Genomic DNA, 14,199 nt, shown 5'->3' on the forward strand with positions numbered 1-14,199 from the left:
GACTAGATAACCATGAGCGACCCACGGATCACCTCGTCGATCTTCACCCGCGGCGCGGTCGACCTCAGCGCGCTGCGCAGCACCGCACCGGCCAACACCCGCCCCAGCACACCGACCCAGGCCGGCTCGTCCGCCGGTCTCCCGGGCGGCCCCGCCACCGGTGGCGGCGGCCTCGCCATGGTCGACGTGACGGAGGCGACCCTCCAGTCCGAGGTGCTCGAACGTTCGCTGACCACACCCGTCGTCGTCTTCTTCGGCGCGGCCGGCTACCCGGAGAGCGACCAGTTCGCGCCGGTGCTGGAGCGGCTGGCGACCGAGGATGCCGGTGCGTGGGTGCTGGCCCGGGTCGACGTCCAGGAGAACCCCCGGATCGCCCAGATGTTCCAGATCCAGGCGATCCCGACCGTCTACGCGGTCGTCGGCGGCCGGCCGATCGACGCGTTCCCCGGCGTCGTCCCCGAGCCGCAGCTGCGCCAGTGGATCGCGGCGGTGCTCAAGGCCGGCGGCGTGGCCGTGGCCGAGCCGGAGGACCCGCGCCTCGACGAGGCCGACGACGCGCTGATGAGCGGCGACCTGGACGCCGCCGAGCGGGCGTACAAGAAGATCCTCGCCGAGTCCCCGGCGGACCCCGCGGCGGAGGCCGGCCTGGCCCAGGTCGGGGTGGCCCGGCGGGTCGCCGGCGTCGACCCGCAGGCGGCGGTCGCCGCCGCGCAGGCCGCCCCCGACGACGTCGAGGCCCAGCTGCTCGCCGCCGACATCGAGGTGCTCAGCGGCCTGGCCGAGCAGGCGTACGCCCGGCTGGTCAGCCTGGTCCGGCGGACGGCCGGCGACGACCGGGAGAAGGTACGCCAGCACCTGGTCTCGCTGTTCACCATCGCCGGCCCGGACGACCCCGCGGTCGCCTCGGCCCGGCGGGCCCTGGCCAGCGCCCTGTTCTGAGTTCTAGCACGCCAGCGCGGGCCGGCGTTCCGGCCGGCCCGCCCGACCACCGAGGACGGGAGCCCATGATGCGCCGGATCGCCGTCCTCGACGCGCCGACAAACCTGGGACTGCGCCCACCCACGTCCACCTCCGTCCCCGGTTGTGGCAAGGCGCCCGGCGCGCTGCGCGACCACGACCTGCTCGCCCGGCTGCGGGCCCGCGACGCCGGCTGCCTCACCCCGCCCCGGTACGACCCGGGCGACTGGCGGCCCGGCGACGGCGTCTGCCACGCCCGGGAGATCTCCGGCTACTCGGTGGCGCTGGCGGACCGGATCGGCGCGATCATCGACCGGGGCGAGTTCCCGCTGGTGCTCGGCGGCGACTGCTCGGTGCTGCTCGGCTCGGCGCTGGCCATGCACCGGCTCGGCGAGGCCGTCGGTGGCCGGATCGGCCTGGTCTTCGTCGACGGCCACTCCGACTTCCGGCACCCCGGCAACGCCTCGTACGTGGGGGCGGCGGCGGGGGAGGACCTGGCCCTGGTGACCGGGCGCGGGCAGGCCGACCTGGCCGCCATCGAGGGGCGGCGCCCCTACTTCCGCGACATCGACGTGGTGGTGCTCGGCATCCGCGCGCAGGACGAGTACCGCCTCGACCTGCAGGCCGCCGGCATCACCACCCGGCCGGTGCCGGCGCTACGCGCCGAGGGCGCGGCCCGCACCGCCCAGTGGGCGCACGAGCAGCTCGCCGACTGCGCCGGCTACTGGGTGCACATCGACGTGGACGTGCTCGACCCGGCGGTGATGCCGGCGGTGGACGCCCCCGACCCGGGCGGGATCGCCTTCGCCGAACTGGAGATCCTGCTCGCCGGGCTGGTGGACACCCCGCACTGCCTCGGCGTCGAGCTGACCGTCTTCGACCCCGACTACGACCCGGACGGCTCGTACGCGGCCGAGATCGTCAACACCGTCGTGGCCGGCCTGGCTCCGGTGTCGGCGCCGGAGGCGGTACCGCCCCGGCTGCTGCCGGCTGCTCCGCCGCCGCAGCGCGTCCGGTCCACCGGGCCCGGGGCCCTCGCCCGTGCCGCCACGCCGCCCAACGGCGGTGCCGGGCCGATCCTGGCGCAGGGCTCGCCGGTCGGCATCACGCCGCTCGGGTCCGGCGAGCCGGCGGTGGACGGGGTCGACGCCGGCCGGACCGTCGAGGGCGAGGTCGGGCCGGGCGCCGCACCGGGCCCGGCGACCGGGCTGCTCGTGCCGGCACAGGTGGAGACTCCGGTGGCCGTCGAGCCGGTCGGCCCGCCCGCCGCCGTCGGGCCCGGCCTGCTCCGGAGGGTGCCCCGGGCCGAGGAGGACGGGGCCTCGGAGGACGGCACGTCGCCGTCGTCCGCCGGCATCGCCTGACGGACCCGCCGCACGCCGTGCGGGCCGGTCGCACGCCGCGCGGGCCGGTCGCGCCCGGCGCGGTCCCGGCCGGTGTCGCCGGGGTGATGTCGGCTCGCCGCCGGGACACCACCCGGTGCCCCCGCCTCTTGCGCCCAGGGCTCGCCCGCCCGTGACCAACGCGCGGACGGCCCGGAGCGCTGGCCGGGGCGGGTCAGCGGAGGGCGCGGAGGAAGCGCTCGCTGATCGGGACCGCGCTGTCCGTGCTCGACCCGCCCTGCTCGACGAAGACCGCGAACGCGACGTCGCCCTGCCAACCGACGAACCAGGCGTGGGTGTGCGCCGGGTTGTTGTCGTACTCGGCGGTGCCGGTCTTGCCGTACACCGGGCCGCCGGGGACGTCGGCCAGCGCCTTAGCCGTGCCGGCGGTGACCACCTCGCGCATCATCGCCTTCAGCGGCTCCACCGACTCGGCCTTGAGCTGCGGGCCGGGCTCCGCCGGCTTGGCCGGGGCCGGGTCGAGCACCAGCTTCGGCTGCTCCCAGCGGCCGCGGGCGACCGCGGCGGTGGCCCCGGCCATGGCCAGCGGGCTGACCACGGTGGTGCCCTGGCCGATCGCGGCGGCGGCCTGCTCGACCGGCGAGCCGTTGGCCGAGACCTTGCCGGTGAAGGCGTCCGTGCCGAGGTCCCAGTTGCCCTCCAGGCCGAGGGTACGGCCGGTGACGGCCAGCCCGTCGGGGCCGAGCTTCGGCGCCAGGGACGCGAAGGCGGTGTTGCAGGACCTGGCGAAGTCGGTGCGGAACGGCACCTTGCCGAGGACGAAGTCGTCGGAGTTCTTGAAGGGGCGTCCGTCCACGGTGAACGTCTTCGGGCAGTCCACGACGGAGTCGGCGCCGACCGCGCCGCGGTCCAGCAGGCCGAGAGCGCTGACCACCTTGAAGGTGGAGCCCGGCGGCACCTGGGCGGTGAAGGCCAGGTTCTCCCCGGCCGCGCCCGGCCCGTTCGCCGCGGCGAGCACCGCGCCGTCGCTGATCCGTACCGCCACCAGCGCCGAGCGGCGCTTCTCGCCGCGCAGCGCGGTGTCGGCGGCGTTCTGGGTGGCCACGTCGAGGGTGGTCTTCAGCGGCTGGCCGGGCTGCGGCTCATGCCGGAAGACCTCGGTCGGCTCCGGAGTGCCGTCGGGGCCGGCCGGCCCCTGCACGAGCACGGTGAGCCCGGGAGTGCCGCGCAGGCGGTCGTCGTAGCGGCCCTGGAGACCACCGTGCCCGACCAGATCGCCCTTGGCGTACCGGTCGGGGTGGGCGGCCAGGTCGTCGGCCTGCGCCTCGTCGACGGAGCCGAGCAGCGCCCGGGCGAACTCCCGGGTGGGGGCCAGGTCCCGCTTGTCGGTGGGGAACCGGGTGCCGGGCAGGTCGTAGATGCGCGACCGGATCTGCCGGTATGCCTCGTCCCGCAGCGTCACCACCTCGACGAAGGCGCCCGGATCCGCCTCGCTGAGCCGTTTCGGCAGGTCGGAGAGGTCGACCGGGGGATTCAGCGCCGGCCGGATCGCCTTGAACGCCGCGTCGAGCTGCCGGACCAGCGCCTTCGCGTCGGTCACCTCGCTGGGCTGCACGCCGACCCGGACCACCTGCCGCGGCGCCACGATCGGCTGTCCCGCCGCGTCCAGCACCCCGGCCCGGGGGCTGGCGGTCCGGCGTACGGTCAACCGGTCGCCCTCGCCGAGCTGCTCCTGCACCAGCTGCGGCTCCCAGATCACCTGCCACTGGTCGTCCCGGCCCTGCCGCAGCCGCACCGGTCGGTCGTACGCCCAGGTGGTCTTGCCCGGCAGCGCCCACTCCACCCGGACCGTGGCGGTGGCGATGTCCTTGGTGACCTTGGCGTCGCCGGAGCGGCGCAGGGTGGGCGGGGTGGCGGCCAGCTCGCCGGAGAGTTCCTTGATCTCCTTGGCGACCTCGGTGGCCGGCAGCCGGGCGCCGGTCGGGTCGATGAACCCGACCGCGCCGAGGTCCCCGGAGCGCCAGCCGGCCAGGAAGGCGTCGACGGTCCGTTCCGGTCCGTCACCGTCCGAACACCCGGTGAGCGCGCCGGCCGCCAGCACGGTGGCGGTCAGCGCCGCGAGGGCCGACCGGATGCGCGTACGGGGACGGCGGAACGGGTACGACACGGGCATGGAGCGGTACCTCCGGATCTCGGACTGCCCTGCACGCTAGTACGGCCGTGCTCCCCGTACCGCCCCGGCGTGGCCGCACGCTGCGTGAAGAGCCCGACGGCGGTGTGATGAACATCGCGAGTCGGGGTACTCCGCAGCCGGCCGACCACGCATCTGCAACGGGTGAAAGGACAGAGTCCCGAACCGGACGTCCGGCCGGTGGTCCGCCGACGAACGGACAGAGTGGCAGGGCCTAGGCTGGGCGGCAGAGTGACCCACAACGCGGTGGGTCGAGGGGAGTGGCACCGATGGACCGGCGTCCGGCGATCAAACCGGGACCCGACCTCCGGCAGGCTGACACCGGCCGGGACGACAGCTTCGATTCGGCGACCGACGGGGACGGCTTCGGCCGACTCGACACAGGAGTTACCGGGATGACCGGTTCGAGTATCGACACCCTCTACGACCTGGGGCTTCCTTCCGAAGCGCTCGGTGACGACGTGGAGGACGCGGAGCTCGACGAGCCGGTACCCAACGCGGAGCGCCTGGTAGCCCAGGCGGTGGCGTTGGCCGGCGACGACCACGACGCGGCCACCCTGGTGGGCCGTTTCTGGCGGTTCGCGCCGGACGAGGAACTGATCGGATTCACCGCCGAGGAGATGCTCGACGCCGCCCGGGCGCACCGGGACCTGGCCCAGCAGCGGGTGCCGGGCGAGCTGAAACTGCGCATCCACGAGCCGGACGCCGAGCAGCACCACACGGTCATCGAGATCGTCACCGACGACATGCCGTTCCTGGTCGACTCGGTGACCGCGCTGCTCAACTCCCACCACCTCGACGTGCACCTGCTGGTGCACCCGCTGGTCGTGGTCCGGCGGGAGCCGCTCGGCCGGCTGACCGAGGTCTCCGCCGACGTCGAGCCGGACGACGCGATCGCCGGCGACCTGGTCGAGAGCTGGATGCGGATCGAGATCGACCCGGTCCGGGACGCGGGGGAGCGGGAGAAGCTGCGCCGCGAGCTGCAGCGGGTGCTCACCGACGTGCGCGAGGCGGTGGAGGACTGGCCGAAGATGCGCCAGCGTGCCTTGGCGCTGGCCGACGAACTGGCCTCGGCCCGGACCTCCGACAACCGTCCGCCCGTGCCTGAGAAGGACATCACCGACTCGGTGGAGCTGCTGCGCTGGCTGGCCCACGACCACTTCACCTTCCTCGGCTACCGGGAGTACCGGCTGGTCGACAGCGACGGCGGCGACGGACCGGCGCTGGAGGCGGTGCTCGGCACCGGGCTGGGCATCCTGCGGTCGGACTCGCCGGAGGCCCGGGCGCTGTCGTCGATGACACCCGAGGCGCACGAGAAGGTGATGGAGAAGCGCCTGCTGATCATCACCAAGGCGAACTCCCGGGCGACCGTGCACCGCTCGGCCTACCTGGACTACATCGGGTTCAAGATCTTCAACGAGGCGGGCGACGTGGTCGGGGAGCGCCGGTTCCTCGGCCTGTTCTCCACCGCGGCGTACCGGACCAGCGTCCGTGAGCTGCCGGTGGTCCGCCGCAAGGTCGCCGAGGTGCTGGACCGCTCGGGCCTGAGCCAGCGCAGCCACTCCGGCAAGGACCTGCTCCAGATCCTGGAGACCTACCCGCGCGACGAGCTGTTCCAGATCAAGACCGACGACCTGTACCACGCCGTGATCGGCGTGCTGCGGATGGCCGGTCGCCGGCAGCTGCGGGTCTTCCTGCGCCGGGACGCGTACGGGCGGTTCATCTCCTGCCTGATCTACCTGCCCCGGGACCGGTTCACCACCCAGAACCGGCTGCGCATGCAGGACATCCTGCTGCACGAGCTGAACGGCGTCGGGGTGGACTACACCACCCGGGTGACCGAGTCGATGCTGGCCCGGGTGCACTTCATCGTCCGCACCGACCCGACCAACCCGCCCGGCGAGGTCGACGCCGACCTGCTCGCCGAGGAGCTGGCCGACGCCACCCGGCTCTGGGACGACGACTACCGGCTGGTGCTGGAGCGCAAGCTCGGCGACGAGCAGGCCAAGCACCTGTTCAGCCGGTACGCCGACGCCTTCCCCGAGGGCTACAAGGACGGCCACACGCCGTACGAGGCGATGAAGGACCTGGCCAAGCTGGAGCTGCTGGAGGAGCCCGGCCAGCTGGAGATGCACCTGTTCCGCAAGCAGCTCGCTCCGCGCGGGGCCGGCGCGGACGCCGACGAGGCCATGGACGTGCGCTTCAAGGTCTACCGGTACGGCGAGCCGATGATGCTCTCCGCCGTGCTGCCGGTGCTGCACTCGCTGGGCGTCGCCGTGGTCGACGAGCACCCGTACGAGGTGGACCGGGTCGACGGCCGGGTCTTCCTGTACGACTTCGGCCTGCGCCTGCCCGAACGGCACCAGGAGCTGGCCGAGGTGCGTCCGCACGTGGAGAACGCCTTCGCCGCCGCCTGGCGGGGCGAGGCCGAGGTGGACGGCTTCAACGAGCTGGTCCTGCGCGGCGGTCTCACCTGGCGGCAGGTGGTGGTGCTGCGGGCGTACGCGAAGTACATGCGCCAGGCCGGCACCGTCTTCTCCCAGGACTACATGGAGCAGACCTTCATCGCGTACCCGAAGATCGCCGCCCTGCTGGTGGAGCTCTTCGAGACGCGGTTCGCCCCGGGTGCGGCGAGCATCGAGGAGCGCCGGCAGCGCGGCGACGAGCTGGTCGGCGCCATCAGCGCGGCCCTGGACGACGTGGCCAGCCTGGACCAGGACCGGATCCTGCGGTCGTACCTGACGCTGATCCAGGCCACCCTGCGGACGAGCTTCTACCAGAAGCCGGTCGGCGGGCGACCCAAGTCGTACGTGGCGTTCAAGCTGGACCCGCAGGCCATCCCGGACCTGCCGGCCCCGCGGCCGAAGTTCGAGATCTTCGTGTACTCGCCCCGGTTCGAGGGCGTACACCTGCGGTTCGGGCCGGTGGCCCGGGGCGGGCTGCGCTGGTCCGACCGGCGGGAGGACTTCCGCACCGAGGTGCTCGGCCTGGTCAAGGCGCAGATGGTGAAGAACGCCGTGATCGTGCCGGTGGGCGCCAAGGGCGGCTTCGTGCTCAAGCAGAAGCCGGGGGACCGCGACGAGGCGGTCGCCTGCTACAAGGAGTTCGTCGGCGCGATGCTCGACGTCACGGACAACATCGTCGGCGGCGAGATCGTGCCGCCGACCGACGTGGTCCGGCACGACGCCGACGACCCGTACCTGGTGGTGGCGGCGGACAAGGGCACCGCCACGTTCTCCGACATCGCCAACGAGATCTCGGCGGCGCACCAGTTCTGGCTGGGCGACGCGTTCGCCTCCGGCGGCTCCGCCGGGTACGACCACAAGAAGATGGGCATCACCGCTCGGGGCGCCTGGGAGTCGGTCAAGCGGCACTTCCGCGAGCTGGGCCACGACACCCAGACCCAGGACTTCACCGTGGTCGGCGTCGGCGACATGTCCGGTGACGTGTTCGGCAACGGGATGCTGCTCTCCGAGCACATCCGGCTGGTGGCCGCCTTCGACCACCGGCACATCTTCCTGGACCCGGACCCGGACGCGGCCAGCTCGTACGCGGAGCGGAAGCGGCTGTTCGAGCTGCCCCGGTCGTCGTGGGAGGACTACGACCGGAAGCTGATCTCGGAGGGCGGCGGGATCTTCCCGCGTACCGCCAAGTCGATTCCGATCACGCCGCAGGTCCGGGCCGCGCTCGACCTCGACGAGGACACGACGCAGCTCAGCCCGCAGGAGCTGATGAAGGCGATCCTCACCGCGCCCGTCGACCTGTTCTGGAACGGCGGCATCGGCACCTACGTGAAGGCGTCGTCGCAGACCAACGCCGAGGTGGGCGACAAGTCCAACGACGCGATCCGGGTGGACGGCAAGAGCCTGCGCTGCCGGGTGGTCGGCGAGGGTGGGAACCTGGGCTGCACGCAGCTCGGCCGGATCGAGTACGCCCTGGCGGGCGGACGGATCTACACCGACTTCATCGACAACGCGGCCGGGGTGGACTGCTCCGACCACGAGGTGAACATCAAGATCCTGCTCAACACGGCGGTCGCCGACGGCGCACTGGACGTCCCCGAGCGGGACGAGCTGCTCGCCCAGATGACCGACGAGGTCGCCGAGCTGGTGCTGCGGGACAACTACGACCAGGCGCGGGCGATCAACAACGCCCAGGCCCAGGCCGCGTCCCTGCTCCCGGTGCACCGGCGGATGATCAACGAGCTGGAGCGGGCCGGTCAGCTCGACCGGGCCCTGGAGGCGCTGCCGCCGGACGAGGAACTGGCGGTCCGCACCGAGTCCGGGCTGACCGCGCCGGAGTTCGCGGTCCTGCTCGCGTACGTCAAGATCGTGCTGGAGCGGGAGATCCTGGCCGAGGGGCTGGCCGACGAGGAGTGGACGACCGAGGTCCTGGTCAACTACTTCCCGACGCCGATGCGCGAGCGCTTCGCCGACCGGATGGCCCAGCACCGGCTGCGCCGCGACATCGTCACCACGGTGCTGGTCAACGAGGCGATCAACCGGGGCGGCATCTCGTTCGTCTTCCGGGTCGTCGAGGAGACGGCCGCGTCGCCGGCGGACGTGATTCGGGCGTACGTGGTGGTCCGCGAGGTCTTCGGGCTGCGCGAGCTCTGGGACGCCGTCGAGGCGCTCGACAACAAGGTCTCCCCGGAGCTGCAGACCAGCGTCTACCTGGACACCCGGCGGCTGCTCGACCGCGCGGTGCGCTGGCTGGTCACCAACCGGCGCTCGCCGATCGACGTGCCGGCCGAGATCGCCCGGCTGCGCGACGGCGTCGCCCGGCTCCTGCCGGACCTGGAGGAGCGCTTCTACGGCAGCGAGCGGGAATCGCTGGCGGCGCACATCGACTCGATGGCCGAGCGGGGTCTGCCGCGCGACCTGGCCGAGCAGGCTACCCGGCTGATGTACAGCTTCGGCCTGCTCGACGTGGTGGAGACGGCCACCTCCAGCGGGCGGGACGTGGGCGAGGTGGCCTCGGTCTACTTCGTCCTGTCCGACCTGTTCCGGGTGGACTCCCTGCTGTCGAAGATCTCCCTGCTGCCGCGGGAGGACCGCTGGCAGACGCTGGCCCGGATGGCGCTGCGCTACGACCTGTACGCCGCGCTGGCCGCGCTCACCGCGGAGGTTCTCGACTCCACTCCGGACAACCTGCCCTCGAACGAGCGGGTGCTCCAGTGGGAGCAGTCGAACGCCACCTCGATCCACCGCGCCCGCCGGGCGATGGGGGAGTTCGACGAGTCGCGGGCCGACCTGGCCGCCCTGTCGGTGCTGCTGCGCCAGATCCGCACCCTGGTGCGGACCTCCGCCGCCGCCTGACGAGTACGCCGACGCGCCTCCGGCGGGACCAAGGTCCCACCGGAGGCGCGTTCGCGTTCAGGCGGTCATCGTCGCGAAGACGACGATGTTGTCGGGGTAGCTGCGGGCGGCCTGGTCGAACTCGCCGCCGCAGGTCACCACCCGCAGGGCGGGCTTGTCGTTCGGGCCGTACACCAGCTCCGTGGGGAAGGACACCTTCGGGTACGACCGGACCTCGTCGACGGCGAAGGTGGCCTTGACCCCGTCGGCGCGGGTGACGGTGATGGTGTCACCGGGCTGGAGGGCGCCGAGTTCGAAGAATACGGCGGGGCCGAGCTTCGCCGAGTCGACGTGCCCGACGATCACCGCGTTGCCGATCTCGCCGGGACTGGGCCCCGGGGAGTACCAGCCGGCGCGCTGGGCCTGGTCCAGCGGGGGGACCTGGACGGTGCCGTCCGGGTTGGTGCCCAACGTCATGATCTCGGCGTCCACCCCGATGCGTGGGATCGAGATGGTGCCGGGGGCGGATCGGGACAACGCGACGGGGGGCACCTCCACCGCCTCGACCGGGCCTTCGCCGCCTACGGTGTTCGGCTCGGCGGGGGTCTGCGGGGCGGACTGGGCCTGCGGCTGAGGGGGGCGGGGCGGGGGTTCGGTTCGTAGCGACGCGCCGATCATGCCGGCGCCCACCATGGCCAGCAGGACGACGACGGCCGCGCCGGCGGCGCGCCACGGTCTCCCGTGACGGCCGCCGGCCCGTGTCGCCGTCTGGTCAGACGAGGCCATCGGCCCGACGCCGACGCATCAGCACGATGCCACCCAGGGCGGCCGCGCCGATCATGCCCGCCCCGCCCAGGGCCATGCCGCGGTCGGTGCTGGTGCTGGTCATGCCACCGTCACCACCGTCGACGCCACCGTGCGGCAGGACCACCAGCTCGCCCTCGCCGCAGGAGCCCTTGAGCTCGTACTTGCCCGGACGGGCGTCCTTGGAGACCTTGGCCTCGCCGTAGTAGACGAAGTCCTTCTTGTGCTCCCAGCGGTCCTCGTCCTTGCCGTAGCCCGAGTGGTCGTCGCGGCCCTTGTCGTCCCGGCCCTTGTCGTCGTGGCCGTTCTTCCAGTCGCCCTTGTCGCCGTACTCGTCCGAGCCGTACTCGTCGGAGCCGTACCGGTCGTGGTCCTTCTTGCCGTGCTCGTCGGACTTCTCGTCGTGGCCGTTGCGGTCCCGGCCCTCTTCCTGGCCGTACTCGTCGTGGCCCTTCTTGTCGTCGTCCTTCTTGCCGTGGTCGTCCTTCTTGCCGTGCTCGTCGCGACCCTCCTCGTGGTCCTTGGCGTCGCGGTCCGGCCCGGAGTCGGCGGCGAAGCCGCCGCCCGCACCGTTGGCCGGAGGCTGGCCGCCCTCGTTCGACCACTGCGAGCCCTTGCCGTCCTCGCCCTTGCCGTGGTCGTCCTTCTTGCCGTCGTCCTTCTTGTCGTCGTCCTTCTTGCCGTGGTCGTCCTTCTTGCCGTGCTCGTCCTTCTTGTCGTCGTCCTTCTTGCCGTGCTCGTCCTTCTTGTCGTCGTCCTTCTTGCCGTGCTCGTCCTTCTTGTCGTCGTCCTTCTTGCCGTGCTCGTCCTTCTTGTCGTCGTCCTTCTTGCCGTGCTCGTCCTTCTTGTCGTCGTCCTTCTTGCCGTGCTCGTCCTTCTTGTCGTCGTCCTTCTTGCCGTGCTCGTCGCCCCGGCCCTCGTCGTCCTTGCCGTGCTCCCAGTCCTTGTCCTTGTCCTTGTCCTTCCAGTCCCCGTGCTCGCCGCCGCGGTCGTCGCCCCGGTCGTCATGCCGGTTCTTGTCCACCGGCTTGAGCTCCACCTTTCCGGTGACCTTCGACCAGACGAAGGCGTGCTCCTGCCGCTCCGGGCAGATCTCGAGGAGCTTGACCTCGTCGCCGGCCTTCACGACGTGCGGCTTGGCGATGACCTTGCCGTCGCGGTCCTCGCCGTCGTGGTTGTTGTCCGCGAACGCGATCCCCGGCGCGAACACCAGGAGGGACGCGCCGCCGAGGGCGGCACCAGCTACGACCTTCCCGAGCATCTTCTTTGCCATGACCTGCGTCACTCCATCCCTGTTGTCCTGAGCCCGACGACAGTCGAGCTATGACCGACGTTAGACCGTTTCGCGACTTATCTGGGGAAAGATTCGTGTTTAAGAGTTTCTAGGCATAGAGGGCGATAAGGGTGCTAGGCGGCTTCTGCCCCGCCGTCGACCTACCGGGCGCTCTGGGCCTGCGTGCGACGGGAGGTATCTCCAGTGCCCTTGCGTGCGGGTTTCCGGAAGGTATCGAGGCATTGCCATGGAAGCGCTCCCATGCAAGAATCGCTGCACGCGGTTCGGGGAGCCACACCGCGCAGGCAGACGTCGAGGGCAACCGGTCCGACCGGACGGCGTCGCCGCTGGACCGGTTCGCGTGGCCGGTCGACGTCACCACCACGCCCGTCCGGGTCGGGCACCCCCGAGATATCCCGTTGGCGCCGAGGACCGTCCCCGCGGGGACGTCCGCCCGGGCCATTCCGCCGGGCCGTACGCGGATCCGGTCTCGCCCAAGGAGTTCAGTGGCATGAATCTGTGGAGAAACCTGTCCGGCCGGCGCCGGGCGGTCGCGCTAGCCGGTGCGAGCGCCCTGGTCGCGGGCGGGATGGTGGCCATCCCGGTCACCGCGGCGCAGGCCGCGACCCAGTGCAGCGTCGACTACACCACCAACGACTGGCCGGGCGGGTTCACCGCCACCGTCGTCATCAAGAACCTCGGTGACCCGGTCAGCTCCTGGAACCTCGGTTTCACCTTCCCGAACAGCAGCCAGAAGGTGCAGCAGGGCTGGTCGGCGAAGTGGTCGCAGACGGGCCAGAACGTCACGGCCACGAATGAGTCCTACAACGGCTCGCTCGCCTCGGGTGCCAGCGCCAGCATCGGATTCAACGGCGCCTGGAGTGGCAGCAACCCCAAGCCGACCTCGTTCACCCTGAACGGCACGGTCTGCAACGGCGGCAACCCGACGCCGACACCGACGAACCCGACTCCCACGCCCACCGACCCGACCCCCACGCCCACCAACCCGACCCCGACGCCGACCACGCCGGGCCAGAAGGTGGACAATCCGTACGTCGGGGTCAAGGGGTACGTGAACCCGGAGTGGAAGGCGAAGGCGGACGCCGAGCCCGGTGGCAGCCGGGTGTCCAACAACCCGACCGCCGTCTGGCTGGACCGGATCGCCGCCATCAACGGCACCACCGGCAGCAGCTCCAACGGCTCGATGGGGGTGCGGGACCACCTGGACAAGGCTCTGGCCCAGGGGGCCGGCTACATCCAGTTCGTCATCTACAACCTGCCCGGCCGGGACTGCGCGGCGCTCGCCTCCAACGGTGAGCTGGGTCCGGAGGAGCTGCCCCGGTACAAGGCCGAGTACATCGACCCGATCGCGGCGATCCAGTCCGACCCGAAGTACGCCAGCCTGCGCATCGTCAACATCATCGAGATCGACTCGCTGCCGAACCTGGTGACCAACACCTCCGGCCAGCCCGGCGGCACCGCGATGTGCGACACGGTCAAGGCCAACGGCGCGTACGTCAACGGTGTCGGGTACGCCCTGGCCAAGCTGGGCGCCATCGGCAACGTCTACAACTACATCGACGCCGCCCACCACGGCTGGATCGGGTGGGACAGCAACCTCGGCCCGACCGCGACCCAGCTCTACCAGGCCGCCACCGCCTCCGGCAGCACGGTGAAGAACGTGCACGGCTTCATCGTCAACACCGCGAACTACTCGGCGCTGCGGGAGCCGTACATCAAGGTCACTGACACGGTGAACGGGCAGACCGTCCGCCAGTCCAAGTGGATCGACTGGAACCAGTACGTCGACGAGCTGTCATTCGCCCAGGCGTTCCGCAGCAAGCTGATCTCCGTCGGCTTCGAGTCCAACATCGGCATGCTGATCGACACCTCCCGCAACGGCTGGGGCGGCACCGCCCGGCCCACCGGTCCGGGCGCGCCGACCAGCGTGGACACCTACGTCAACGGTGGCCGCATCGACCGGCGCATCCACGCCGGCAACTGGTGCAACCAGGCCGGGGCGGGCCTCGGCGAGCGGCCCAAGGCCGCGCCGGAGCCGGGCATCGACGCGTACGTGTGGGTCAAGCCTCCAGGCGAGTCGGACGGTTCCAGCAGCCTGATCCCGAACAACGAGGGCAAGGGCTTCGACCGGATGTGCGACCCGACCTACACCGGTAACGCCCGCAACGGCAACAGCCTCAGCGGCGCCCTGCCGAACGCGCCGATCTCCGGCGCCTGGTTCTCCGCACAGTTCCAGGAGCTCATGAAGAACGCCTACCCGGCGCTCTGAGCACCGGGCGGACGGCCCACCCGCCGCGGCGGGAGTGAGGCACT

At 71.7% G+C, this 14,199-nt stretch carries 7 protein-coding genes; 4 read left to right on the top strand and 3 right to left on the bottom strand.

What is annotated here, in order from left to right; all coding sequences use genetic code 11:
* The first annotated feature begins 12 nt into the window (after window positions 1-12).
* Window positions 13-939, top strand: coding sequence for a tetratricopeptide repeat protein (locus V6U89_RS14070; protein WP_334571436.1), 927 nt, complete (start codon window positions 13-15; stop codon window positions 937-939).
* Window positions 940-1,004: 65 nt separating this feature from the next.
* Window positions 1,005-2,321, top strand: a complete 1,317-nt coding sequence (locus V6U89_RS14075) for an arginase family protein (protein ID WP_334571439.1) — start codon at window positions 1,005-1,007, stop codon at window positions 2,319-2,321.
* 193 nt (window positions 2,322-2,514) lie between these two features.
* On the opposite strand, the gene V6U89_RS14080 is transcribed toward V6U89_RS14075, so the two are convergent.
* Complete coding sequence (locus V6U89_RS14080; protein WP_334571440.1) at window positions 2,515-4,473, bottom strand: penicillin-binding transpeptidase domain-containing protein; 1,959 nt, start codon at window positions 4,471-4,473, stop codon at window positions 2,515-2,517.
* 287 nt (window positions 4,474-4,760) lie between these two features.
* Here V6U89_RS14080 and V6U89_RS14085 point away from each other — a divergent pair, with 287 nt between their 5' ends.
* Window positions 4,761-9,809, top strand: coding sequence for an NAD-glutamate dehydrogenase (locus V6U89_RS14085; RefSeq protein WP_334571441.1), 5,049 nt, complete (start codon window positions 4,761-4,763; stop codon window positions 9,807-9,809).
* A gap of 57 nt (window positions 9,810-9,866) precedes the next feature.
* Here V6U89_RS14085 and V6U89_RS14090 read toward each other — a convergent pair whose 3' ends face one another.
* Window positions 9,867-10,574, bottom strand: coding sequence for a class F sortase (locus tag V6U89_RS14090; RefSeq protein ID WP_334571443.1), 708 nt, complete (start codon window positions 10,572-10,574; stop codon window positions 9,867-9,869).
* The gene (locus V6U89_RS14095; RefSeq protein WP_334571445.1) at window positions 10,561-11,865 is read right to left on the bottom strand and encodes a hypothetical protein; all 1,305 of its coding nucleotides are present in this window, start codon (window positions 11,863-11,865) and stop codon (window positions 10,561-10,563) included. The genes V6U89_RS14090 and V6U89_RS14095 overlap by 14 nt, the downstream gene beginning before the upstream one ends.
* A gap of 511 nt (window positions 11,866-12,376) precedes the next feature.
* Here V6U89_RS14095 and V6U89_RS14100 point away from each other — a divergent pair.
* The gene (locus V6U89_RS14100) at window positions 12,377-14,155 is read left to right on the top strand and encodes a glycoside hydrolase family 6 protein (protein ID WP_334571446.1); all 1,779 of its coding nucleotides are present in this window, start codon (window positions 12,377-12,379) and stop codon (window positions 14,153-14,155) included.
* Window positions 14,156-14,199: the final 44 nt, after the last annotated feature.

This window comes from Micromonospora sp. CPCC 206171 (assembly GCF_036906755.1).
GTDB classification, from domain to species: domain Bacteria; phylum Actinomycetota; class Actinomycetes; order Mycobacteriales; family Micromonosporaceae; genus Micromonospora; species Micromonospora purpureochromogenes.

What these genes read in the sequence shown, in the direction of transcription:
- V6U89_RS14090 (WP_334571443.1), bottom strand. Translation starts at nt 10,574, where the DNA reads ATGGCCTCGTCTGACCAGACGGCGACACGGGCCGGCGGCCGTCACGGG.
- V6U89_RS14095 (WP_334571445.1), bottom strand. Translation starts at nt 11,865, where the DNA reads ATGGCAAAGAAGATGCTCGGGAAGGTCGTAGCTGGTGCCGCCCTCGGC.
- V6U89_RS14070 (WP_334571436.1), top strand. Translation starts at nt 13, where the DNA reads ATGAGCGACCCACGGATCACCTCGTCGATCTTCACCCGCGGCGCGGTC.
- V6U89_RS14085 (WP_334571441.1), top strand. Translation starts at nt 4,761, where the DNA reads ATGGACCGGCGTCCGGCGATCAAACCGGGACCCGACCTCCGGCAGGCT.
- V6U89_RS14080 (WP_334571440.1), bottom strand. Translation starts at nt 4,473, where the DNA reads ATGCCCGTGTCGTACCCGTTCCGCCGTCCCCGTACGCGCATCCGGTCG.
- V6U89_RS14100 (WP_334571446.1), top strand. Translation starts at nt 12,377, where the DNA reads ATGAATCTGTGGAGAAACCTGTCCGGCCGGCGCCGGGCGGTCGCGCTA.
- V6U89_RS14075 (WP_334571439.1), top strand. Translation starts at nt 1,005, where the DNA reads ATGATGCGCCGGATCGCCGTCCTCGACGCGCCGACAAACCTGGGACTG.